Here is a 22234-nt window from a genome sequence, read left to right on the forward strand (position 1 = left end):
CGAGTGTGATCTCTCCCTTGTCGGCGATGCGCGCCACAATCCAGCCGGTCACGCCGGCCAGTTTGCGGTGGCCACCTCCGTTACCTTGCGGCCGCGGTGTCAGTGATCCGGTTTCCCGCCGCAGCTTGATCAGATCGTTCACAAATCTCGGCGAGACCCGGAAGTGCCGCGCCGCCTCGCGGTGCCCGTGACCTTCATCGACAAAAGCGACGACGCGCTCGCGTAACTCTATTGGATGTGGTCTGCCCACCTGCGACCCCTATATCTGCCTCAACAGAAGGGAAACACATCACAACCAATCTGGGAATCCTGAATCGGATAGGCCGCGACACGCTCTAATGGTGACTTCGCCACCGAAAAGACTGGTCAACTCCGCCATGCACTGCTCCAGTATGGGGGCGTCATAGATGTAGCAAGGTGTTGGCAGGCTGGGATTTTCCCCGACAATTGTCTCGAGGTGGGACAGGAGGCTGCGCGTCTGCAAGTTGTGTCCATTGACCGATGGAAAAAAGCACTGCAAACAGCCTACAGACCGATGGCAGGCTACGTAATCTTCGCCTCCCTGCCCGCTGCGTATCGTCGGAAAGGAAGACAATGGCCGATACAGCTCAACTGGCTGAGAAGATCCTCGAATTTCTGCGGGACGAGATCGACGATGAAGACGTCGCGCTCGATGCACAGACGGCCCTGTTCTCGGACGGGCTGATCGACAGTTTCGCCATGGCCGGCCTGATCGAGTTCCTGGAAGAGGAGACGGGCAAGACGATTGCACAATCCGATGTCGTGCTGGAGAATTTCGACAGCATCGAAAAGATCGTCGCCTTTCTCAGCCAGGACTGATTGCTGTACGGATTGCGGCAAGACGAGATCCAGGTAGGGAAACACGGCCCGAAACCAATTGGATGGCCCGCTTCTCAAACTGCCTGTCCAGAGAACATGACTTTCATTGCCTGCATCTGAATTCGACCATGCTTGCAAGTGCCCGGTTGGGCCTGATGGCTCAGTCGGATCGCCAAGTTTCGGGTCTGAAAATGAAAATGGAGGGTCCCACCCCGGAACCCTCCATTACCCCACGTGCCTCAGTTGCACCACACGCGTCGGAAAGTATCTCCGGGGTCATCCTTGACCCGCAAGACATAGCTACCCGACGAGATGATTCCTTGCAAACATCTAGTATCGCGCATTTTTCTCAAATTGCGCGATACCGCGACCCGTGTCAGCTGTAGACGGATTCCTTGCCGAATTGCTTGACCAGAAGGTAATAGAACACGGCGCGATACTTGTTGCGCTCGCCCGAGCCATAGGTTTCGACGGCCTTCGCGATGCCCGCGTCAAGATCGGGGCCATCGGAAAGCCCAAGCTTCTTGATGAGGAAATTGTTCTTTACGGTTTCCAGCTCGCTTTCCTGGCTGGACGCCACGGTCGAGGAATCCGCGTTGTAGATCGACGGGCCGCAACCGATGGTCACCTTGGTCAGGAGATCCATGTCGGGCTCCATTCCGCACTTGTTTTTCAGATCATCGGCGTATTTGGCGATCAACTCGTCGCGCTTGCTCATGGCCTTCCTCCCGTTCGTAACACTTATCTACAATGGACAGACGGTCTTCCGTCTTCCCAGCACGTTAATCGCCCGCCCTCACGAAACAAGCCCAAATCCGTGGCAAGACGGCGCGATTCTGTAACGTCACGGGCGCATCCGGCACTTTCAAAACAAAACGCCCCGCTCGGAGGCGGGGCGCTTGAAACCGTGGAAACGAAACCGTCAGTAGCGGTAATGTTCCGGCTTGAAAGGACCTTCGACCGTCACGCCGATATAGTCTGCCTGCTCGGGGCTGAGCTCGGACAGGCGCACGCCGATCCGGTCCAGATGCAGTCGAGCGACCTTTTCGTCGAGGTGCTTCGGCAGGATGATGACCTCGTTGCCATAGCTCTCGGCGTTCTGCCATAGCTCCATCTGCGCCAGCACCTGGTTGGTGAAGGAGGCGGACATGACGAAGGACGGGTGGCCGGTGGCGTTGCCGAGGTTCAGCAGGCGGCCTTCGGAGAGCAGGATCATGCGATTGCCGTTCGGCATCTCGATCATGTCCACCTGGTCCTTGATGTTGGTCCATTTCAGATTCTTCAACGAAGCCACCTGAATCTCGTTGTCGAAATGGCCGATATTGCCGACGATCGCCATGTCCTTCATCTCGCGCATATGCTCGAGGCGAATGACATTCTTGTTGCCGGTGGTGGTGATGAAGATATCGGCGGTGGAAACCGCGTCTTCGAGCCGGACCACCTCGAACCCGTCCATCGCCGCCTGAAGCGCACAGATCGGGTCGATCTCGGTCACTTTCACACGGGCACCGGCGCCGCGCAGCGAGGCGGACGAACCCTTGCCCACATCACCATAACCGCAGACGACGGCGGTTTTGCCGGCCATCATCGTATCAGTGGCACGGCGGATGCCGTCCACAAGCGACTCCTTGCAGCCATACTTGTTGTCGAATTTCGACTTGGTGACGGAGTCGTTCACGTTGATCGCCGGGAAGGGCAGTTGACCCTTCTTGTGCAGGTCATAAAGGCGGTGGACGCCGGTGGTGGTCTCTTCCGAGACGCCCTTGATCTGGTCGCGAATCTTGGTGAACCAGCCCGGGCTTGCAGCCATCCGCTTTCGGATCTGGTTGAAGATGACCTCTTCTTCCTCGGAACCGGGCACGCCAAGCACGTCTTCGCCAGCCTCGGCACGAGCGCCAAGCAGAACGTAGAGCGTCGCGTCACCGCCATCGTCCAGGATCAGGTTCGGGCCCTCGGGGAACTGGAACGAACGGTCGAGGTAATCCCAGTGCTCCTCAAGCGACTGGCCCTTGACCGCGAAGACCGGCGTGCCACCGGCGGCAATCGCCGCGGCGGCGTGGTCCTGAGTGGAGAAGATGTTGCACGAAGCCCAGCGAACATCGGCGCCAAGCTCCACCAGCGTCTCGATCAGCACGGCGGTCTGGATGGTCATGTGCAGCGAGCCGACGATCCGCGCACCGGAAAGAGGCTTGCTCGCGCCAAATTCGGCACGCAGCGCCATCAGGCCGGGCATTTCGGTCTCGGCGATGTCCAGCTCCTTGCGACCGAACTCGGCCAGCGAGATGTCCTTGACGATATAGTCCTGCGCCATGCTGCGCTCCTTGCAAAATCGAATTGGGTTGAGCGGGCACATAGCGTCGGCGCGCTTCTGCGGCAAGGGCGGACGGCAGATTCCACGAATCCAGGCAGCATGAACCGTGCCGATCGCATCTCGGGGCTACACATGGCGTCGAGATTTCGGTACGCAGCCAGAACAAAGCCGCAACACCCAAGGATGTGCTTCATGGCCAAAGCTCCCCGCGCCTGGCAACGTATGCTCTCCGGCAGGCGCCTGGACCTGCTCGACCCGACGCCGATGGATATTGAGATCGAGGATATCGCCCACGGGCTGGCCTTCGTGGCGCGCTGGAACGGTCAGACAAAGGGCGATTTCGCCTATTCGGTGGCCGAACATTCCGTGCTGGTGGAAGAGATCTTTAGTCGGCTGGTGCCCGATGCACCGCCGAAATGGCGACTGGCCGCGCTGCTGCACGATGCACCGGAATACGTGATCGGCGACATGATCTCGCCGGTGAAGGCCGCCATCGGTGCAAATTACGGTGCATTGGACGAACGGTTGACGGCGGCGATTCATATTCGTTTCGGACTGCCCGCGCAGATACCCGCCATGGTGAAAAAGAAGATCAAGAAGGCGGATCGAATCAGCGCCTGGCTGGAGGCGACACAGTTGGCCGGATTCTCGATAACCGAATCCAACAAGTTCTTTGGCAAGCCGGACCCGGCAATCATTGACGGGCTGGTGCTGCATCTGCGCCCGCCGGTCGAGACACGGGAGGCCTTTACCCGAAGGCACAAAGAGCTTCTCGACAGCATCGCATGACAATGTCACCTTGACGGCAATTGGTGGGGCGAAGGGAAATCGAAACATGAAATCTCTCATTGGGTTGGTCGCCCCGCTGGTCTTATGCGCGGCAACCGCACAGGCGGATCACGACTGGTGCCGGACACTGTTCGAAAACACACCGGACATCGCGGACTCTGCCCTGAAGGTCGAGCGAACCGAGTACGACACGCCCGGCCTTGGGTTTGGAATACGCTTTGACTACCCGGATCCGGAGGCGTTGTCGGTCTTCTTCTTCGACGCGGATGCGCCAGAGATCGACGAAGCGCTGGTCGAGAAGTATTTCTTTCTCGGCGCGCAGGATGTTATCCGGGTGAACAAGTCACTTGGTCACCGGCCAAAGGGAAAACCGAGATTCGAGCGCATCGAACTCGGTGATCAGGCCGAGACCGTCGTCTTTCGGATGGACCTCCATACCGAGAGCGATACCCAAGCCTTTATCAACGATTACCTGACAATCCACGGTTGGGGCGACTGCATGGTAAAGATGCGCTTGACCGGGACGGAGCCCGACGAGCGAGCCGCTGCGCAACGCGCGAGCGAGGTTCTCGACAGGCTCATAACGAGTTTGCCAGCGCCGTCCGAAACCGCAAAGTAAACCTTGCCCTGTCAGGTGGCGCAGGTTCGTCCTGCGCTTTCGGCACCATGCTGCCAGCCGACAAAGGCGGCAGGATCATAGGCGCGCGGTTCGAAATAGAGCGCGGTGCCATCCTTCCAACGCGCCTCCCGCAACCCGGAGCAAGCCGCACCCACCGAAACCGGCCCCGCACCCATCAGTTTGGACATCGCGGTGATGACCCCGGGCTCGGCGCGGTTGAAATCGATCTCCTGTCCGGTCGCGCCAGCATTGATCCCGTCCTGCGTGAAGACGGGCTCAGCCACTGGAGACCGGTATTCCGAAATCGAAGCCTCCGGTTGCGGGTTGCCAGACGTGCAGCCGGCGAGTAGCAAAAAACCGACCGCGAGGGCCGGTTTTCGCATTCTCGTTATCCTGCCTGTCATTGCCTCAGCGCGGGCTGCGCTTGGCAAGGATTCGCTGCAGCGTCCGGCGATGCATGTTGAGCCGCCGCGCCGTCTCGGAGACGTTGCGGTCGCACAGCTCGTAGACTCGCTGGATATGTTCCCAGCGCACGCGATCGGCCGACATCGGGTTTTCCGGCGGCGGCGGCAGCGCGTCGCCATTGGCCAGAAGCGCCGCGGTCACGTCATTTGCATCGGCGGGCTTGGACAGGTAATCCGTCGCGCCGATTTTGACCGCCGCAACGGCGGTGGCGATGGCGCCATACCCCGTCAGCACGACAATGCGCGCATCGGGTCGTTTTTCTCGAATGGTTTCAACCACATCGAGGCCGTTGCCGTCTTCCAGACGAAGATCCACCACCGCGTAGGCGGGCGGACGGGCCGTCGCAACGGCCTTGCCGGCCGCGACCGACTGGGCCATCTCCGGCTCGAAGCCACGTTTCTCCATGGCACGGGCCAGACGGCGCAGGAATGGCTCGTCGTCGTCAACGATCAGAAGCGACTTGTCCTCGCCGATATCCTGCAGTTCGCGCTCCACCATCGGCAGCCTCCGGCTTTAACCTTTGAGTTCTTGTTGTTCGACCGGACACTAGTGTCACGACGCCGCAGCGTCAAACAGTTGCGCGACGGAAGTGGCGTCTTTGCAACGCAAAACACTGTTTCAGAGCTTCTCTAGGAAGCACTGAACCTTGTCGGCCAGTTGGTCCGGCGTCAGTTCGCGCCGGAAATACTCAAGAAAACCGGTATCCGGAAGAACCAGGTAGGAAAAGGTCGTGTGATCGATCAGGTAATACTCGTCCTCGGGATCGCGTATGCTGAAATAGGTCCGGTATGCTTTCGACGCCGCGCGGATCTGCTCCTCCGATCCTGTCAGCCCGAGCATGTCCGGATGAATGTTATAGGTGAAATCGGCCATCGACTGCGCATCGTCCCGGCCATGGTCCACCGACACGAAGATCGGCTGCACGTCAAAACCGCGTTCCTTGAGAATATCCACGGCTTCGGCATTGCGCACCGTGTCCATCGGACAGACATCCGGGCAGTAGGTATAGCCGAAATAGAGCAGCGACGGCCGGGTGAAGATTTCCTTGTCGGTCACGGTCTCGCCGGTTTCGCTCACCAACTCCAATGGACCGCCAATCCCGCCGGGGCCGGCGGCCACCGCGCCGGAACGGCATTCGGCGAATTCGTCTTTCTCGCCGGTCATCACAAAGACGGTCATCGCGCCGAGCACGGCAACCACCGTTGCGCCGGCCAGTATGGCAATGGTGCTGGTCTTCATCGTGTCAACTCCGGATTCGAACCCGTTTGCCGATGCCCCGGCGTCTCGCTATCAAGAGCGAACGCATCGCCTTGTCGAGACACAGGAGCAGAAATGGCTGAACCTTCCTTCCCGGTTTTCGACGGAATGTCGAGAAGCCATTGGGTGAGATTGCGCACCATGATCGTTCTGCGATGGGTCGCGATCTCCGGGCAGCTCGCTGCCATCGTGATCGCACTGAGCGTCTATCGGCTTCAGCTCGAACTCGGGCTGTGCCTGATGGCAATCGGCGTGGCGATCGTGGCGAACCTGCTGGCCGTGTTCGTCTATCCGCAGAACAAGCGGCTGTCCGAGCACGAGACCTTCCTGACATTGCTGTTCGATCTCTCGCAGCTGACCTTTCTGCTCTACCTGACCGGGGGACTGAACAACCCGTTTGCCCTTCTGGTCCTGGCGCCCGTGACAATTGCCGCGACCACCCTGAGGCTGCATTACACCGCCGTTCTCGCCGGCGCCGCCATCTTGTTCATCACGCTGGTCGGGTTTTTCTACCTGCCCTTGAGGACCCAGGATGGGACGCTGCTGAGCATCCCCGACATCTTCCGCTTCGGCTTCTGGATTTCCATCGTGGTCGGGATCGGGTTCATGGCGCTCTATGCCCGGCGCGTGGCGAACGAGGTTCACTCCATGTCCGACGCGCTGGTCGCCACGCAAATGGCGCTGGCCCGCGAGCAGAAGCTGACCGATCTCGGCGGTGTCGTGGCGGCGGCGGCCCATGAGTTGGGAACCCCGCTGGCGACGATCAAGCTGGTGAGCGCGGAGCTGATCGAGGAGCTCGAAGATGACGAGATCTTGCGCCAGGATGCCGAGCTGATCCGAGACCAGGCCGACCGCTGCCGCGACATCCTGCGATCCATGGGACGGGCCGGCAAGGACGACCTGCACATGCGCCAGGCGCCGCTGGACACGATCATCCGCGAAGCCGCCGAACCGCATGGCGATCGCGGCAAGACACTTCATTTCGAAGTGTCCCCGGGGCCCGAAGGCGGGAGCCGGCAACCCTCGGTTCACAGGCGGCCGGAGATCATCCACGGACTGCGAAACCTGGTGCAGAATGCGGTCGATTTCTCGCAGGAAAACGTGTGGGTGGATGCCCGCTGGACACCCGAGCAGATCATCATCCGTATTGCCGATGACGGCCACGGCTTCCCGCCGCAAGCCCTCGGCCGGATTGGCGACCCGTTCATGCGGATCCGCAAATCCTCCGCCGAACGGGCCAAGCGCCCGGAATACGAGGGCATGGGGCTTGGCCTGTTCATCGCCAAGACCTTGCTGGAGCGGTCCGGTGGAACGCTGACCTTCTCCAACGGGTCCGATCCGTTCCTGACCGAATCCGAGCGGCCGGAGCGCAGTGGGGCCATCATCGAAGTGGCCTGGAACCGTGACGATATTGCAGCAGATGATCCCGAAACGAGCGAAGGCCTCGGGGAAAATCTGCCGTTCCGCGTGGGCTGACCCGCTTTCCTTAACGAGAGGTTAACTATTGATCTCATAGGAGTAGATCGACCGAACTCAGGCAGAGGGCTTTCTCTTGATACAACAGATTGACCTGACACTTGGGCTTGTCATGGTCGTATCGTCCTTGGGAACGGCCATGCTGGCCCTGATCGTGATCTCCCACTTTCAGCCCACTCGAGAAATTTCATGGAATCCCATCGAGACGCTCGACGAAAAGATCGTCTTTCTGTTCCAGGACATGGTTCTGGTCGATGCCAGCCCCGGCGCGCGCACACTGCTTGAAAGCGGTCCGGACTTCCTGGCGGACTGGCCGCGCTTTCTGGCCGTGTTGGAGCAACGTTTTACGGATTTTCCCGAAAAAATCGGAACCCTGGCCGAGAGCCAGTATTTCGTGCTTCACAGCCCCAACGGCGAAACTCTCGAAGCGGAGTGGCGGGGCGGGCTGGCACGGATCGTTGTCAGGGCGAACCCCGACGCGGAGCATTCCGATACAGGCGAGAGCTTGACCAAAGCCGTCCATGGCGGAGAAGTCGACACCTTGCAGAAGGTTGTGGACCTCGCGCCTATGCTCGTCTGGAAGCAGGACGCCGCCGGCCAGGTGCGCTGGGCGAACAGCGCCTATGTCGATATCGTCGAACGGACCCTGGTTGACGATGAGACAATCGGTTGGCCATTGCCCCGGATTTTCGATCTTCGAGCGATCGGTGCAGAGAAAACGCGGTCTCCGAAACGGATGTCGATAGGCCTGCCGGGATCGGAAAAGGCGTGGTTCGACTGCTATTTCGAACCTGTCGGCGAGGAAACGCTTGGTTTTGCCTTGCCGGCGGACGCGCTCGTGCGGGCGGAGACCTCCCTGCGCGAGTTCGTTCAGACCCTGACCAAGACATTCGCGCACCTGCCGACCGGCCTCGCCGTGTTCGACCGCGAGCGCCGCCTTGCCCTGTTCAATCCGGCGCTTGCGGACCTGTCCGCGCTGGAGCCGCAATTTCTCAGCGCGCAACCGACCTTGTTCGAATTCCTGGACAAGCTTCGGCAAAAGCAACGCGCGCCGGAGCCCAAGGATTTCGGACAATGGCGGCAGCAAATCCTGGAGTTGGAAAGCGCCGCGGCCTCCGGAACCTACCAGGAGACATGGTCGCTCCCGACCGGCGAGACCTATCGTGTCACCGGCCGGCCACATCCCGACGGCGCGATTGCGTTCCTGTTCGAAGACATCAGCGAAGAAATGACCCTGACGCGCCAGTTTCGCGCCGAGCTTGAACTTGGACAAGCGGTGCTCGATGGCGTCGAGGAGGCCATTGCCGTGTTCTCTGTCTCCGGCACCCTCGTTCAGTTCAACACGGCCTATTGCAACCTGTGGAATCACGACCCAAACGCGACGCTTGGCGATACCGGAATCATCGAGGCGACGCGGCTTTGGCAGAAAGCCTGCGTGCCGAGCCCCGCTTGGGGCGATCTAAGGGATTTCGTCGGCGCGACGCATGAGCGTGCCGAATGGAATGCCCAGATCCGGCGAACCAACGGCTTGCTGCTGGAGTGCCGCTTTGTCCCCCTGATCGGGCATAACACGCTCGTTTCCTTCTCGATCGTCAACGAGACCAACGGAAACGACAACGCGCCGCCCAAGATCTGGACACGGATGCCCGTCGCGTTGCGCTGATCGCGGCCCATTGCAGCTTGCAGGCATGGGGCAGAACGCTAGTCTGCGCCCATGACCGGGCCAAGCCAGATATCCCTCTACCAATGCTCCATCGACCTTCCCGATGCGGAGGCGACCGCACAACTTGGCGCGCATCTGGCCCGGCTCCTGCAACCGGGCGACTGCCTGTTGCTGTCCGGTCCGATCGGTGCTGGCAAGAGCCATCTTGCCCGCGCCGCCATACGCTGCCTCATGGAAGAAAACGGTGAGGCGTCGGAAGACATTCCCTCGCCGACCTATACACTCGTTCAAACCTACCCGGCGGGCGATACCGAGCTATGGCATGCGGATTTGTTTCGCCTGACCGACCCGTCGGAAGTGATGGAACTCGGCCTCGACGAAGGTTTGGAGAGCGGGATCTGTTTCATCGAGTGGCCGGACCGGCTTGGCTCGGAGGTACCCGGCGATGCGCTCACCGTCGAGTTGTCCGACCGGGGACAAGGCCGGCGTGCAGTTCTGAGGGGACCGGAAATCCGCTGGCGAAACAGGCTATTGCGGGTGGAGAATGCGATGAAGGGTCCCGATGACACGACAGGCTGACCGACAACATTTCCTGTCGTCCTGCGGATGGGGTGCGGCCGCGACCCGGCCGTTGGCCGGCGATGCATCCGCCCGCAGCTATCTCCGCCTGAACGACCCGTCGCTGGGAACCGCGGTGCTGATGGATGCGCCGCCCGAAACCGGCGAGGATATCCGCCCTTTCTGCAAGATCGCGCACTTCCTTGCCGATAGCGGACTTTCGGCTCCCCGGATCCTCGCCGAGAATCCCGAACTCGGGTTCCTGCTGCTCGAAGATTTCGGCGACGCCCTTTTCGCGCGCCTCATAGAGGACGACCCCGCGCGGGAAACCGGTCTCTACGAAGCCGCCGTAGACGTGCTTCTGGAACTGCACCGCCATACGCCGCCTGCCGGGCTTCCAACGCTTGGCCCTCGGGAAATGTCGCGGGCTGTCGATCTTGTGCTGACCTGTTATGCCTCCGGCGCCGGTAAGACCTTTCCGTCCGACGCTCCGGACACTCTGGCCCAACTTCTCCGCCCGCATCTCGATACCCTCGCCCACACACCACCGGTTCTGGCGTTGCGCGATTTCCATGCCGAGAACCTGCTTTGGCTTCCAGACAGGCAGGGCGCACGCCGGGTGGGCTTGCTGGATTTTCAGGACGCCTTTGCCGGCCATCCGGCTTACGACCTGATCTCGCTGCTCGAAGACGCGCGACGCGATGTCTCGGAAACCGCACGGAAGGCGGCGCTCTCCCGCTTCGGCGACCTCGGAAATCACCCGCCGGAGGAGCTTGCGCGTGCTTGCGCAACGCTGGGCGCGCAAAGGAATTTGAGAATCCTCGGCGTTTTCGCACGGCTTTGCATGCAGTTTGGCAAGGCGCATTACGTCGAGCTGATGCCGCGCGTCTGGTCCCATCTGCAACGAGACCTGACCCATCCTTCGCTTGCCGATATCGCGGATTTCGTGTCTGAGACCCTTCCCGCGCCCAGCGAAGAGGTGCTCCAATCCATCAGGGAGAAATGCGGAACATGCCCGACGCCGTGATGCTCTTTGCCGCCGGGTTCGGAACCCGGATGGGCAGCCTGACAGCGAACCGTCCCAAACCGCTGCTGGAAGTGTCCGGGCAGGCGTTGCTCGACCACGCGTTGGCGTTGACCGATGCCGCTGGCGTGCGGCGCAAGGTCGTCAATACGCATTATCATTCCGATCAGATCGAAGATCACCTCTCGGTACGCTCCGACGTGGCCGTCTCGCGGGAACTGCCCAACATTCTCGAAACCGGTGGCGGCCTGCGCAAGGCGCTGCCACTGCTTGGGGATAGCCCTGTCTTTACCCTGAACACCGATGCCGTCTGGACCGGACCGAACCCGCTCGCTGCCCTGCGCGCGGCCTGGGATCCGGTCAGGATGGATGCCCTTCTGATGCTGGTCGCACCGGAAAATGCCCTTGGTCACAACGGCGCAGGCGATTTCCAACCGGGGCCCGACGGGCGCCTGCAACGTGGTCCCGGCGCGATCTATACCGGGGCACAGATCCTGCGGACGGAGGGGTTGAACGAAATCTCGCAGGACGCGTTCTCGCTGAACCTGCTGTGGGACCGGATGTTGGAAGCGGGGCGGCTTTTCGGCCTGCTGCATGAAGGGAACTGGTGCGATGTCGGGCGCCCTGAAGGAATCACCACTGCCGAACGGATGCTGGCCGGACAGATCAATGGGTGAAGCCGCCAGACTCTTCGCCGTCGGGCTGGGGCAGGACTACCCGAAAGCGCTCGTCGACGGGCTGGCCGCACGGCTGCCGGAAAGCGACCCGACCGCCTGGGCGCGCTGCACGATCTATGTGAACAGTGGGCGGATGCTGCGCCGCATCCGCGATGAGTTCGACGCCGGCCCCCCGCGCCTTCTGCCCAAGCTGCGGCTTCTGTCGGAGCTCTCGGACGCAGCCGATTTTCCCGAGATCCCGCAGGCGCTCAAGCCGCTCGAGCTGAAACTCGACCTGGCCGAGCTGCTGATGAGCCTGATCGAGACCAACCCGGAGCTTGCGCCGCGCTCTGCCGTTTTCGACCTGGCCGAAAGCCTCGCCGCGCTGCTGGACGAGATGCATGGCGAGGGCGTTGGGCCCGAGACGTTGGCCGCGCTGGATGTCGGTGGTTTTGCCCAGCATTGGGAGCAGGGGCGCGCGATTGTCGAAGCCGCCTTCACCTATTTCGGCGACCGATCCGACCGGCTCGCCGGTTCGGAAGCCCGGCGGCGGCTGATCGTGAAAGCTCTCTCCGAACGCTGGGAGCATACCCCGCCCAAGGGCACCATCGTCATCGCGGGCTCGACCGGCTCGAGGGGCGCGACGCGGATACTGATGGAAGCCGTCGCGCAGCTCCCGAACGGGCATGTCGTTCTGCCCGGTTTCGATTTCGATCAACCCCCGTCGGTCTGGAAAGCGCTGGAGCGCGGCATTCCCGCCGAGGATCATCCGCAATATCGCTTCAAGGCCCTGCTGGATGGGCTGGAGCTTGCACCGGACGAGATCAACCCCTGGGCTGACACACCGCCGGCAGTGCCGGAACGCAACCGCCTGTTATCTCTGGCGCTACGCCCGGCGCCAGTAACCGACCAGTGGCGCCATGAGGGCCGGCGTCTGACCGGGTTGACCGCGGCAACCGCCGAAATGACCCTCGTCGAGGCGCCGAACCAACGCGCGGAAGCCGGCGCGATTGCCCTGCGCCTGCGCAAGGCAGTCGAAGACGGGCGGAAAGCGGCGCTGATCAGCCCCGATCGGATGCTCACCCGCCGCGTCACAGCCGCGCTTCAACGCTGGGATATCGAGCCCGATGACAGCGCCGGCGAGCCCCTGCATCAGGCCGCGCCAGGCCGGTTCCTGCGGCATGTCGCGCAATTGCTGGAAGTTGCGCCGGAGCTGCCGCAATTGCTTGTGCTTCTGAAACACCCGATCACGGCCTCGTCCAGGGAAGTTCGGGGGCCGCATTTGCGTTGGACACGGGAGCTGGAACTGTACCTGCGGGCAAGGGGCACCACCCATCCCGGCGCGGCGGAATTGCGCGGCTTTGCCGAAGATCAGAAAGTCAAAGATGGACGCGAGGACTGGGCCGAATGGCTGGCTGGTCTTCTGGCCTCCGTCCGACGAGGCAAGGCGGCAAGCCTCTCCGACCATGTCGTCAACCATCTCGATCTGGCGGAACGTTTGGCCACGGGATTTGGGGGAGAGGATACCGGCAAGCTTTGGAAGAAAGACTCCGGCGAGACGGCGGCCAGCGCCATGCAGGCGCTGCACGATGCCGGCGATCGGGGCGGAGCGATGACCGCCCGCGATTACGCGACTCTGCTGCATGGCCACCTGTCCGGCTTTAACGTGCTGGACCCGGTGCGGCCCCATCCGAATGTCATGATATGGGGCACGCTGGAGGCGCGGGTTGGTGGCGCCGACCTCGTCATCCTTGCCGGCCTGACCGATGGTACCTGGCCCGATCTGCCCCAGCCCGACACATGGCTCAACAGGCCGATGCGACGGGAGGCCGGGTTGCTCAGCCCGGAACGCCGGATCGGCCTGTCGGCGCATGACTTCCAGCAAGCGATTGCGGCGCGCGAAGTCCTGCTGACCCGACCGGAGCGCGACGAGGAGGCCGAGACCGTTCCCTCGCGCTGGCTCAACCGGCTCACCAATCTGCTCGGCGGGTTGGGCCCGGAGGGCGAGAAAGCCCTTTCGGAGATGCGCGCGCGCGGACAGCGCTGGCTCCAAGGCGCATTCGCCCTTGAGCAACCCGAAACGACCCTGCCCCGCGCCCCGCGCCCGTCCCCCTGCCCGCCCGTGGCCGTTCGCCCCCGCCAACTTGCCGTCACGCGGATCACGCAACTGATCCGGGATCCCTACGCCGTCTATGCCCGCCACATCCTGCGGCTGCGAAAGCTGAACCCGCTGGCGCCGGAACCCGATGCCCGGCTGCGCGGCATCGCATTGCATGAGATCATGGAGAAATTCGTACTGGCACGCCAAAGCTGGCAAGGCGACCGGGACGCCGCCCGGCAATGCCTGTCCGGGTTCGCGCGCGAGGAGCTTGCCCGTGCGACGCCGGTGCTGTCCATGCAGGCGCTCTGGCATGCGCGACTCATGGCCGTGGCCGACCGGATCATCGACGGAGAATTTGCCCGCCTTGAGGAAGGCGAACCGGCGTTGACCGAGGAATGGGGGCGTCTGGAACTGTCCGACCTCGATTTCACACTGATCGCGCGGCCGGATCGGATCGACCGTCTGCACGGTGGCGGCTACGCGGTGTACGACTACAAATCCGGCCAGCCGCCCTCGAAGGACATGGTTCTGCATTTCGAGAAACAGCTCCCGCTGGAAGCGGCGATGCTGGAGCAGAACGGGTTCACGGCTCTACCCAAGGCTCCGGTTGAAAAGCTGGGCTATATCGCCATCGGCGCCAGCGGGCAGGACCGACTGCTGGACGTCGACACGAAGGACGGACGCCTTGCCGATGTCACGCTGGACGGGCTGCGGGAGTTGATTACGCGCTTTCGGGACCGGGCGCATGGCTACAGCTCGATCCGCGCCGCGCAGCTGACCAATTTCGCGGGCGATTACGATCACCTCGCGCGTTACGGTGAATGGGACCTGACCAGCGAGGTCGAGCGGATCATGGTCGGGCCGGAGGACGCATCATGAGCGGTTTCGACGAGGCAACCCAGCGCCAGATCGAGGCCGCGAACCCGCGTGCATCTACCTGGCTGTCGGCCAATGCCGGCTCGGGCAAGACGCGGGTTCTGACGGACCGGGTGGCGCTTTTGCTTCTGGGTGATGTGCCGCCGCAAAACATCCTCTGCCTGACCTATACCAAGGCGGCGGCCTCCGAGATGCAGAACCGCCTGTTCAAACGGCTCGGCGAATGGGCGATGCTGGAGGACGCCAACCTGCGCACGGCGCTTGGCAAGCTGGGCGTGCCGGTCGCGCTCGACGCAGAGACGCTCTCCAAGGCGCGGCGTCTGTTCGCGGGGGCCATCGAGACGCCGGGCGGGTTGAAGATCCAGACGATCCACTCCTTCTGCGCCGGTATCCTGCGACGCTTCCCGCTGGAGGCTGCCGTCAGTCCCGGATTTACCGAGATGGACGACGAGGCCGCCGCCCGGCTGCAGGTACAGGTTCTGGACCATGTCGCCGCGACGGAACCCGCGCTTTTCGCGGAGATGGCCGCGCTTGTCAGCGATGCCGACATGACGGGGCTGGCTGCGCAGCTTTCCTCCAACCGTGAAAACTTCAAGGAGCCGCCCGACTGGAACCGGGCGCTGCATTCAGTGGGGCTGCCCGATGGGTTCACGCCCGAAACCGCACTGGCCGAGATTGCGGCTGCGCTGGAAGATCCGGCCATGGAGCAGGTGGCGGACCTGCTCTTGGCACAGTCGAAGACCATGCAGGAATTCGCTGCCGAGTTGCGTAGCCTGCGTGCCACCGGGCTGGGTGCGGACGGGTTCACATTGCTGGTTAAGCGCTGCCTTTACGCCTCCGGCGACAACATGAACCAGCCCAAACCTTCGGTTCTAACCAAGAACGCGCGCACCGATCTGGGACCGTTGGCCGACGATATAGACGCTCTTGCCGAAACCGTCGCGGCGGCGAAACAGGCCTTCCTGGCGCATGACGTGGCGCTGAAATCGCATGTCCTGCACCGTTTCGCGGCGGCTTTCCTGCCGGAATATGCGCGCCAGAAGGAGCTTGGCGGCTGGCTCGATTTCGATGACCAGATCCAGAAGGCCGAGGCGTTGCTGGCGCGCGAGGGCGTGGCCGAATGGGTGCTCTACAAGCTCGATGGCGGCATCGACCATATCCTTGTTGATGAAGCGCAGGACACCAGCCCCCTGCAATGGCGGGTAATCGAGCACCTGACTCGTGAATTCACCTCGGGGACGGGTGTGTCCGAGGCAGGCGAGCGCTCGATCTTTGTCGTCGGAGACCTGAAACAGTCGATCTATTCCTTCCAGGGCGCCGACCCGACCGGGTTCATCAACATGCGCCGGGCATTTGCCGAAAAACTCACGCATATCGATCTGACGTTGCAGCAACTGGAGCTGAAATACTCCTTCCGCTCCTCGGGCGAGATCCTGAGCACGGTCGACGTGACTTTCGGCGCCGACAACACGCATGGCATGGGCGGTGCGGTGAGCCATGTCGCCTTCAAATCCGCTCTTCCGGGGCGGGTGGACCTGTGGCCGGTGATCGAGCCGAAGCCGAAACCCGAGAAAAGGGAATGGTACGACCCGATCGACATGGTCAGCGACGAACACCATGTTGTCGAGCTGGCCCAGCATGTCGCCCGGCAGGCGCGCGAGATGGTGGATAGCGGGTTCCTTTGGGAAGAGCGCGATGGCGGTTTCCATCCGCGCCCCATTCACGCGGGCGATATCCTGATCCTCGTGCAGGGGCGGGGCGGCGGCAGCAACGTGTCGCTGTTCCAGGAGATCATCGCGGCCTGCAAGGGGCAGGGGCTCGATGTGGCAGGCGCCGATGTGCTCAAGCTGGGCGAGGAGCTTGCGGTGCGAGATATCCTCTCGGTCCTGGCTTTCCTGTCGATGCCGGAGGACGACCTTGCGCTGGCCGAGGCGCTGCGCTCGCCGCTGCTCGGATGGAGCGAGGCGGCGCTCTACGATCTGGCGACGGAGCGGGCAGAGAAGGAATATCTCTGGGCCGCGCTGCGCCGCCGACAGGAAGAGTTTGCCGAGACCTACGCGATCCTGCGCGATTTACGCGATGTGGCGGATTATCTGCGCCCCTATGACCTGATCGAACGGCTGCTCACACGCCATAACGGGCGGCGGCGGCTGATGGCGCGGTTGGGCGAGGAGGCCTCGGACGGCGTGGATGCGTTGCTGACGCAGGCGCTGGCCTTCGAACAGGCGGAAGCGACCAGCCTGACGGGCTTTCTTGCCCGAATGGAGGGGGCTGAGGTCGATGTGAAGCGGCGTGCGGAGGGCAGGGGTCGGAAATTGCGGGTTATGACCGTGCATGGCTCCAAGGGGCTGGAATCCCCCATCGTGATCCTGCCCGATTGCGGCAACCGGCGGCAGTCGCGCGAGTTTCGCGGTGACCTTCTGCCGACCGAGGGCGCGCCGCTCTGGAACGCCGCGAAGGCGCAGAGCCCCGAACCCGTCAATGCGCTACGGCAAATCGCCATCGACAAGCGCGCCGAGGAATCCCAGCGCCTGCTCTACGTGGCGATGACCCGGGCGGAGCAATGGCTGATCGTGGCCGCGGCGGGCGATCTCGGCAAGGCCGGGGATAGCTGGTACGAGCAGGTCCGCGCGGGGCTCGAGGAAGCCGGTGCAGGCGCGCAGGAATTCCCGGCCGGCGAGGGGCTTCGGCTTCAGGCGGAGGCATGGAACAGTGCGTGTCGCCCCGACGGTATGGACAGCGAAGAACGGAAAACCACTGAATTGCCGGCCTGGGCCAGCAGCCCGGCCAGCCCTCCGATCCGAACGGAGGGAACCCTTTCGCCGTCCGATCTTGGCGGGGCCAAGATCGTGCCAGGCGATTCCGATGGGCTTTCCGAGGAGGAGGCCAAGCTGCATGGCACCCGGATCCACCTCCTGCTGGAACAATTGCCGAATTTCGCAGCGGAAAGCTGGCCGGAAGCGGTCGAGACCCTTCTGGGACCGGATGTGTCGCCAGCGGACGCAAACAAAATGCTCACGGGCGCGCGCCATATCCTCGAAAACGAGGCACTGGAATTTCTGTTTGCCGCCGACACGCTGGCGGAAGTCGACATTTCCGCCAATCTTTCCGAGCTGGCAGGACGGCGCGTGCATGGCGCCATCGACCGGCTCGTGATCCGTCCGGATTCGGTTCAGGCCGTCGATTTCAAGACCAATGCCAGGGAACCCGCCACGGCAAGTGAAACCCCAGAGGGGCTCTTGCGGCAGATGGGCGCCTATGCGGCAGCGCTGAAACAGGTATTTCCGGGACGGCGTGTCGAAACTGCGATCCTCTGGACACGGAGCGGTCGCCTCATGGCGCTCCCCGACGAAATGGTGCACGCTGCCGTGAGCAGTGCTGCCCTGCCTTGACGCTACGGGGGGCGCTCCTTACGTTCCGCTGCAACGCCTGATGCGAAGGAGAAGATTAATGGCAACCGTTGCTGTGACTGACGACAGCTTTGACGCTGACGTGAAGAATTCCGAAGTTCCCGTGGTGGTGGATTTCTGGGCCGAATGGTGTGGCCCCTGCAAACAGATCGGCCCGGCGCTCGAAGAACTGGCCACTGAATATGGCGACAAGGTCAAGATCGCCAAGGTGAACGTGGACGAGAACCCGAATTCGCCCGCCATGCTCGGCGTTCGTGGCATTCCGGCCCTCTTCCTGTTCAAGGATGGCCAGGTGGTTTCCTCCAAGATCGGCGCCGCCCCGAAAGCCGCGCTGAAGGCCTGGATCGACGAATCCGTCTGAGCCGAACAGGAATTCCCATGGACAGGGGCGCTTCGGCGCCCTTTTTCATGCCCGGTTGTGCGCGGAGCGCGGCACGACCATATAGAGCGCGACCAGACATGGAGACGATTATGGCCAAGAGCGAATTCCCCGGCTGGCACGGGACAACGATCATTGGCGTACGCAAGGGCGACGAGGTTGTCGTTGCGGGCGACGGGCAGGTGAGCCTGGGCCAGACCGTGATCAAGGGCACGGCGCGCAAGGTGCGGCGGCTTTCGCCCGGCGGGCATGACGTTGTCTGCGGTTTCGCGGGTTCGACGGCAGATGCCTTCACGCTGTTGGAGCGGCTGGAGAAGAAACTGGAAGCCACGCCCGGACAGCTAGCGCGGGCGGCAGTCGAGTTGGCCAAGGATTGGCGGACGGACAAGTACCTTCAGAAGCTCGAAGCAATGCTGATCGTGACCGATGGCAAGGAGTTGCTGGTGATTACCGGGGCCGGCGATGTGCTGGAGCCAGAACACGGAATCGCGGCGATTGGCTCGGGCGGCAATTTCGCTCTCGCGGCGGCGCGGGGCATGATGGACGGCGAGTTGTCCGCCGAGGAAGTCGCGCGCAAGGCGATGGCGATCGCGGCGGATATCTGTGTCTATACCAATGGTAACCTGACCGTGGAACGCATCCGCTCCTGACCTGAATGCCGCCCCGAGATGCACGCGAACGGTCCTGCGGACCGCGCCTCCGGCGGGGATACTTGTTGTCAGAAGAAGTGAATGCGGCCGCTTCGTTATCTTCTGACCGGAAAAATCCCGGAGTCCGCATCAGGTCACGCCATTGGGCCGAACAACCAATGGCAGCGGAGCAGCGCGCGCAACGATCATAAACGGCGCAAATCGAAACCAGGCTAGACCAAAAAAAACGGGAGGCGCGGTGCCTCCCGTATTCGCTTCACAGGTTCCGTGGAACTCAGGCGTCCGGTTTCGCCTTCGCCGCCTGCTCGGCCTGGGCGCGACGAATCAGTTCCTGGCGGTAAAGGGCCACGAAATCGACGGTGTCGAGATTGAGCGGCGGGAAGCCGCCATCGCGGGTCATGTCGGAAACGATGCGGCGCACGAAGGGGAAGAGCATCCGCGGGCACTCGATCAGCAGGAACGGGTGCAGTTGCTCGTCCGGCACGTTCTCGATCAGGAAAATGCCGCCATATTCCAGCTCCATCAGGAACAGGGGAGACTTGGCTTCGTCCTTGTTCCGGGATTCGACCTTGAACTTGGTGACCACTTCGTACTGGTTCTCGACGTTCCGCTTCTTGGCGTCGAGATTGACCTGCACCTGCACATCGGGCGAAACCTCGCCATTCACGCCCTTCTGGGCGACAATGTTCTCGAAGGAAAGGTCACGGATGAATTGTCCGAGAACCTGCATCTTCGGCTGTGCAGGCGGTTGTTGCGCGCCATCTTGGGGGGTTGCGCCGCTATCGGTGGGTTGATCGGACATATTTGTCTCCAGAAAATTGCAATTCTTCGGGCTGATGCGGCCTTATCAGAGTGCGACCGGCGCCTCAATCCTGAGTCCAGCCGGATGGACCGCTTGTCCGGCGCGGTTCCTGGGAAATTTCGTTGTATTCACCGTCGATCACGTCTTCGCCAGTCCGGCGCGGGCCGGTACGAAATCCGGTACCCGTCATCGTTGCCGAGGAGTGGATCACGATGCGGGAGCGGATGTAGCGGAACATCGCCTCACGCACTTTCGGGATCAACAGGAGGAAGCCGACCGTGTCGGTGAAAAAGCCCGGTGTCAGCAGCAGCGCACCCGAAAACAGGATCATGGCGCCGTGGGCCAGCGGTTCGGTCGGGTCGTTGAGATCGTTGAAGGAATTCTGGACATCCATCAGCACCCGCATCCCCTGTTGCTTTACCAGCCACGTGCCGATCACCGCCGTCAGCACGACGATAAACAGCGTCCAGCCGAGCCCGAGGAACGATCCCAGTTGAATAAACAGGGCGATCTCGATCAGCGGAATGGCGATAAACAGCAATAGCAGGGGCATAAGCCTTCTCCCGGGGGCGGTGTTTGTGGACTTGTTATCCGTGCTCGCTTACATAAGTGCCCTGTAAGCCGGATACCAACCCCGACACGAAAGAAGAGGACTTAGATGAGTGCTGCTGTGATCCAGCTCCTGGTTTTGGCCGGGATTGCGATTTTCCTGATACTGCGGCTCAGGTCCGTCCTTGGAACCCGTGAAGGCTTCGAGAAACCGCCGCTCCCCGTGAACGAAAGCAAGGCGGACCGCATGGCCGGACGTCCGGAGTTTGAAGTGATCGAAGGCGGTGTCGACCATGACATCACCAACCACGTCGAAGAAGCCAGCCCGTCCGCCGACGCGCTCGCCCAGATGAAGCGTGCGGAGCCCAGCTTCAATGTCGGCGAGTTCCTGCATGGCGCGCGTGGTGCCTACGAGATGATCCTGATGGCGTTCGAGCATGGCGACATCGAACAGGTGGCCCGTTTCCTGAGCCCGGATGTGCATGACGCGTTCAGCCAGGTTCTTGAACATCGCGCATCGCAGGGGCTGACAATTGACGCGAATTTCATTGGCGTCCGGGAGCTTTCCCTTGTGCGTGCGGAATTCGACCAGGCCACCGATACCGGCGAAATCACCGTCCGCTTCGTTGGCGAACTGACGTCGGTTGTCCGTAATGCCGAGGGCGAAGTGCTCGAAGGGTCCGAGAACGAGATCAAGCGCCAGCGCGATGTCTGGACATTTGCCCGCCGCATGGGCACGGGCGACCCGAACTGGCAACTGGTGGCCACGGGCGAATGACACCTGCGGGCCGCGCGGCAATTTTCGCGGCCCTGCTGGCGGCTGCCAGCCCCGCGGTTGGAGGGTCCGACCTTCAGATCCTGTCCTTTGACGACCTGTCCGGTTGGGCGGAGGACGATCATGAAGCGGCCCTCAAGACCTTTCTGAAGACCTGTGACATCCCGAGCGAACCGGAATGGCGCGGCCTGTGCAAGCTGGCCAAGGCGCAGGGCGGCGGACGGAGTTTCTTCGAGCTGTTCTTTCGCCCGGTTCTGATTGGAGGAGACGAGGAGGCGCTGTTTACCGGCTATTACGAGCCGGAGCTGCGTGGCTCGCTCACACCGTCGGCCCGGTATCGTTTCCCGCTTTTCGCCAAGCCCAGGGAACTGCCAGACGGGCAGCCCTGGGCCACGCGGGCGCAGATCGAGGAAGAAGGGCTTCTGGCCGGGCGCGGTCTGGAAATTGCCTGGGTCGAGGATCCAGTGGAATTGTTCTTCCTGCAGATCCAGGGATCGGGCCGCATCCGCTTGCCCGGCGGACAGGTGATCCGGGTCGGATATGGTGGCCATAACGGACATAACTATCGCTCTATTGGGCAGGAAATGATCCGTCGCGGGATCTATGAGGCGCATCAGGTCTCGGCGCAGGTGATCAAGAACTGGGTCCGCCGAAACCCGGTGGACGGTCAGGAATTGCTCCGCCACAATCCGTCCTTCGTGTTCTTTCGAAAGGTGACGGGAAACGATCCCGGCGAAGGACCGATCGGCGCGATGAACCGGCCGGTTACCGCGGGGCGCAGTATCGCGGTCGATCCGGACTTCACGCCGCTGGGCGCACCGGTCTGGATCGAAAAGAACGGCGCCGAGCGGATCCGTCGGCTGATGATCGCGCAGGATACCGGCTCCGCGATCAAGGGATCGCAACGCGCCGATATCTTCTTTGGCAGCGGCGACAAGGCGGGGAAGGCTGCCGGAAAGGTCCGTGATCCGGGGCGCATGGTTGTACTGGTTCCCATCCAGCGCGCCTATGCCATGACCGAAGAGGAGTAACGG

The 22234-nt window shown here is 62.3% G+C and carries 22 protein-coding genes; 14 read left to right on the top strand and 8 right to left on the bottom strand.

Going from position 1 to position 22234, the window contains the following annotated elements; all coding sequences use genetic code 11:
• Window positions 1–250: helix-turn-helix domain-containing protein (locus BLR85_RS28395; protein WP_139188308.1), on the bottom strand; the 250-nt coding region annotated here is incomplete at its 3' end.
• 344 nt (window positions 251–594) lie between these two features.
• On the opposite strand from BLR85_RS28395, the gene BLR85_RS04885 reads away from it, so the two are divergent.
• A complete protein-coding gene (locus BLR85_RS04885; protein ID WP_093150743.1) occupies window positions 595–840 on the top strand; it encodes an acyl carrier protein in 246 nt (81 codons plus the stop codon).
• A gap of 376 nt (window positions 841–1216) precedes the next feature.
• On the opposite strand, the gene BLR85_RS04890 is transcribed toward BLR85_RS04885, so the two are convergent.
• On the bottom strand, window positions 1217–1558 hold the full coding sequence (locus tag BLR85_RS04890) for a DUF2853 family protein (RefSeq protein ID WP_093150747.1): 342 nt from the start codon (window positions 1556–1558) through the stop codon (window positions 1217–1219).
• Between the two features lie 204 nt (window positions 1559–1762).
• Complete coding sequence (gene ahcY, locus BLR85_RS04895; protein ID WP_093150753.1) at window positions 1763–3151, bottom strand: adenosylhomocysteinase; 1389 nt, start codon at window positions 3149–3151, stop codon at window positions 1763–1765.
• Between the two features lie 192 nt (window positions 3152–3343).
• Between ahcY and BLR85_RS04900 the strand changes: the two genes are divergently transcribed.
• Window positions 3344–3940 (top strand): HD domain-containing protein, encoded by a 597-nt coding sequence (locus BLR85_RS04900; protein ID WP_093151171.1) that lies wholly within the window; start codon window positions 3344–3346, stop codon window positions 3938–3940.
• A gap of 46 nt (window positions 3941–3986) precedes the next feature.
• Entirely contained in the window at window positions 3987–4559 is a 573-nt protein-coding gene (locus BLR85_RS04905) for a hypothetical protein (protein ID WP_093150757.1), read from the top strand.
• 11 nt (window positions 4560–4570) lie between these two features.
• On the opposite strand, the gene BLR85_RS04910 is transcribed toward BLR85_RS04905, so the two are convergent.
• The 3 genes from BLR85_RS04910 to BLR85_RS04920 form a co-directional block, all read right to left on the bottom strand.
• On the bottom strand, window positions 4571–4942 hold the full coding sequence (locus BLR85_RS04910; RefSeq protein ID WP_093150761.1) for a hypothetical protein: 372 nt from the start codon (window positions 4940–4942) through the stop codon (window positions 4571–4573).
• A 25-nt stretch (window positions 4943–4967) separates the two neighbouring features.
• Window positions 4968–5522 carry an ActR/PrrA/RegA family redox response regulator transcription factor gene (locus BLR85_RS04915; protein WP_068307788.1) on the bottom strand — a complete coding sequence of 185 codons (555 nt, stop codon included), beginning with the start codon at window positions 5520–5522 and terminating at the stop codon, window positions 4968–4970.
• 120 nt (window positions 5523–5642) lie between these two features.
• Window positions 5643–6263 carry an SCO family protein gene (locus tag BLR85_RS04920; RefSeq protein ID WP_093150765.1) on the bottom strand — a complete coding sequence of 207 codons (621 nt, stop codon included), beginning with the start codon at window positions 6261–6263 and terminating at the stop codon, window positions 5643–5645.
• Window positions 6264–6356: 93 nt separating this feature from the next.
• Here BLR85_RS04920 and regB point away from each other — a divergent pair, with 93 nt between their 5' ends.
• From regB to hslV, 9 genes are all read left to right on the top strand, one after another.
• Entirely contained in the window at window positions 6357–7757 is a 1401-nt protein-coding gene (regB, locus tag BLR85_RS04925) for a sensor histidine kinase RegB (RefSeq protein ID WP_093150770.1), read from the top strand.
• A 76-nt stretch (window positions 7758–7833) separates the two neighbouring features.
• Entirely contained in the window at window positions 7834–9420 is a 1587-nt protein-coding gene (locus BLR85_RS04930; RefSeq protein ID WP_093150774.1) for a PAS-domain containing protein, read from the top strand.
• Window positions 9421–9471: 51 nt separating this feature from the next.
• Window positions 9472–9999, top strand: a complete 528-nt coding sequence (gene tsaE, locus BLR85_RS04935) for a tRNA (adenosine(37)-N6)-threonylcarbamoyltransferase complex ATPase subunit type 1 TsaE (protein ID WP_093150777.1) — start codon at window positions 9472–9474, stop codon at window positions 9997–9999.
• The gene (locus tag BLR85_RS04940; RefSeq protein ID WP_093150780.1) at window positions 9983–11005 is read left to right on the top strand and encodes an aminoglycoside phosphotransferase family protein; all 1023 of its coding nucleotides are present in this window, start codon (window positions 9983–9985) and stop codon (window positions 11003–11005) included. Before tsaE ends, BLR85_RS04940 begins: the two co-directional genes overlap by 17 nt.
• A complete protein-coding gene (locus tag BLR85_RS04945; protein ID WP_093150784.1) occupies window positions 10981–11679 on the top strand; it encodes a nucleotidyltransferase family protein in 699 nt (232 codons plus the stop codon). The genes BLR85_RS04940 and BLR85_RS04945 overlap by 25 nt, the downstream gene beginning before the upstream one ends.
• Window positions 11672–14638: a double-strand break repair protein AddB gene (gene addB / locus BLR85_RS04950; protein ID WP_093150788.1), complete on the top strand. Its 2967-nt coding sequence runs from the start codon at window positions 11672–11674 to the stop codon at window positions 14636–14638. Before BLR85_RS04945 ends, addB begins: the two co-directional genes overlap by 8 nt.
• Window positions 14635–18027, top strand: a complete 3393-nt coding sequence (addA, locus tag BLR85_RS04955; protein WP_093150792.1) for a double-strand break repair helicase AddA — start codon at window positions 14635–14637, stop codon at window positions 18025–18027. The genes addB and addA overlap by 4 nt, the downstream gene beginning before the upstream one ends.
• A gap of 58 nt (window positions 18028–18085) precedes the next feature.
• Window positions 18086–18406, top strand: a complete 321-nt coding sequence (gene trxA / locus BLR85_RS04960) for a thioredoxin (RefSeq protein WP_093150796.1) — start codon at window positions 18086–18088, stop codon at window positions 18404–18406.
• Between the two features lie 110 nt (window positions 18407–18516).
• Complete coding sequence (hslV, locus tag BLR85_RS04965; protein ID WP_093150800.1) at window positions 18517–19074, top strand: ATP-dependent protease subunit HslV; 558 nt, start codon at window positions 18517–18519, stop codon at window positions 19072–19074.
• Window positions 19075–19348: 274 nt separating this feature from the next.
• Here hslV and secB read toward each other — a convergent pair whose 3' ends face one another.
• Both secB and BLR85_RS04975 read right to left on the bottom strand, forming a co-directional pair.
• Window positions 19349–19876: a protein-export chaperone SecB gene (secB, locus tag BLR85_RS04970; RefSeq protein ID WP_093150806.1), complete on the bottom strand. Its 528-nt coding sequence runs from the start codon at window positions 19874–19876 to the stop codon at window positions 19349–19351.
• A 64-nt stretch (window positions 19877–19940) separates the two neighbouring features.
• A complete protein-coding gene (locus tag BLR85_RS04975) occupies window positions 19941–20429 on the bottom strand; it encodes an FxsA family protein (RefSeq protein ID WP_093150810.1) in 489 nt (162 codons plus the stop codon).
• A gap of 105 nt (window positions 20430–20534) precedes the next feature.
• Between BLR85_RS04975 and BLR85_RS04980 the strand changes: the two genes are divergently transcribed.
• Window positions 20535–21203 (top strand): Tim44/TimA family putative adaptor protein, encoded by a 669-nt coding sequence (locus tag BLR85_RS04980; RefSeq protein WP_093150813.1) that lies wholly within the window; start codon window positions 20535–20537, stop codon window positions 21201–21203.
• The gene (mltA, locus tag BLR85_RS04985) at window positions 21200–22231 is read left to right on the top strand and encodes a murein transglycosylase A (protein ID WP_093150816.1); all 1032 of its coding nucleotides are present in this window, start codon (window positions 21200–21202) and stop codon (window positions 22229–22231) included. The genes BLR85_RS04980 and mltA overlap by 4 nt, the downstream gene beginning before the upstream one ends.
• Window positions 22232–22234: the final 3 nt, after the last annotated feature.

The organism is Aliiruegeria lutimaris (assembly GCF_900099935.1).
Lineage (GTDB): Bacteria > Pseudomonadota > Alphaproteobacteria > Rhodobacterales > Rhodobacteraceae > Tropicimonas > Tropicimonas lutimaris.

Excerpts from the sequence above, each read along its gene's own strand:
- trxA (WP_093150796.1), top strand. The coding sequence starts at position 18,086 with ATGGCAACCGTTGCTGTGACTGACGACAGCTTTGACGCTGACGTGAAG.
- ahcY (WP_093150753.1), bottom strand. The coding sequence starts at position 3,151 with ATGGCGCAGGACTATATCGTCAAGGACATCTCGCTGGCCGAGTTCGGT.
- BLR85_RS04915 (WP_068307788.1), bottom strand. The coding sequence starts at position 5,522 with ATGGTGGAGCGCGAACTGCAGGATATCGGCGAGGACAAGTCGCTTCTG.
- mltA (WP_093150816.1), top strand. The coding sequence starts at position 21,200 with ATGACACCTGCGGGCCGCGCGGCAATTTTCGCGGCCCTGCTGGCGGCT.
- addA (WP_093150792.1), top strand. The coding sequence starts at position 14,635 with ATGAGCGGTTTCGACGAGGCAACCCAGCGCCAGATCGAGGCCGCGAAC.
- BLR85_RS04945 (WP_093150784.1), top strand. The coding sequence starts at position 10,981 with ATGCGGAACATGCCCGACGCCGTGATGCTCTTTGCCGCCGGGTTCGGA.
- BLR85_RS04910 (WP_093150761.1), bottom strand. The coding sequence starts at position 4,942 with ATGCGAAAACCGGCCCTCGCGGTCGGTTTTTTGCTACTCGCCGGCTGC.
- BLR85_RS04975 (WP_093150810.1), bottom strand. The coding sequence starts at position 20,429 with ATGCCCCTGCTATTGCTGTTTATCGCCATTCCGCTGATCGAGATCGCC.
- tsaE (WP_093150777.1), top strand. The coding sequence starts at position 9,472 with ATGACCGGGCCAAGCCAGATATCCCTCTACCAATGCTCCATCGACCTT.
- BLR85_RS04890 (WP_093150747.1), bottom strand. The coding sequence starts at position 1,558 with ATGAGCAAGCGCGACGAGTTGATCGCCAAATACGCCGATGATCTGAAA.
- hslV (WP_093150800.1), top strand. The coding sequence starts at position 18,517 with ATGGCCAAGAGCGAATTCCCCGGCTGGCACGGGACAACGATCATTGGC.
- secB (WP_093150806.1), bottom strand. The coding sequence starts at position 19,876 with ATGTCCGATCAACCCACCGATAGCGGCGCAACCCCCCAAGATGGCGCG.
- addB (WP_093150788.1), top strand. The coding sequence starts at position 11,672 with ATGGGTGAAGCCGCCAGACTCTTCGCCGTCGGGCTGGGGCAGGACTAC.
- BLR85_RS04905 (WP_093150757.1), top strand. The coding sequence starts at position 3,987 with ATGAAATCTCTCATTGGGTTGGTCGCCCCGCTGGTCTTATGCGCGGCA.
- BLR85_RS04980 (WP_093150813.1), top strand. The coding sequence starts at position 20,535 with ATGAGTGCTGCTGTGATCCAGCTCCTGGTTTTGGCCGGGATTGCGATT.
- BLR85_RS04920 (WP_093150765.1), bottom strand. The coding sequence starts at position 6,263 with ATGAAGACCAGCACCATTGCCATACTGGCCGGCGCAACGGTGGTTGCC.
- regB (WP_093150770.1), top strand. The coding sequence starts at position 6,357 with ATGGCTGAACCTTCCTTCCCGGTTTTCGACGGAATGTCGAGAAGCCAT.
- BLR85_RS04940 (WP_093150780.1), top strand. The coding sequence starts at position 9,983 with ATGACACGACAGGCTGACCGACAACATTTCCTGTCGTCCTGCGGATGG.
- BLR85_RS04885 (WP_093150743.1), top strand. The coding sequence starts at position 595 with ATGGCCGATACAGCTCAACTGGCTGAGAAGATCCTCGAATTTCTGCGG.
- BLR85_RS04900 (WP_093151171.1), top strand. The coding sequence starts at position 3,344 with ATGGCCAAAGCTCCCCGCGCCTGGCAACGTATGCTCTCCGGCAGGCGC.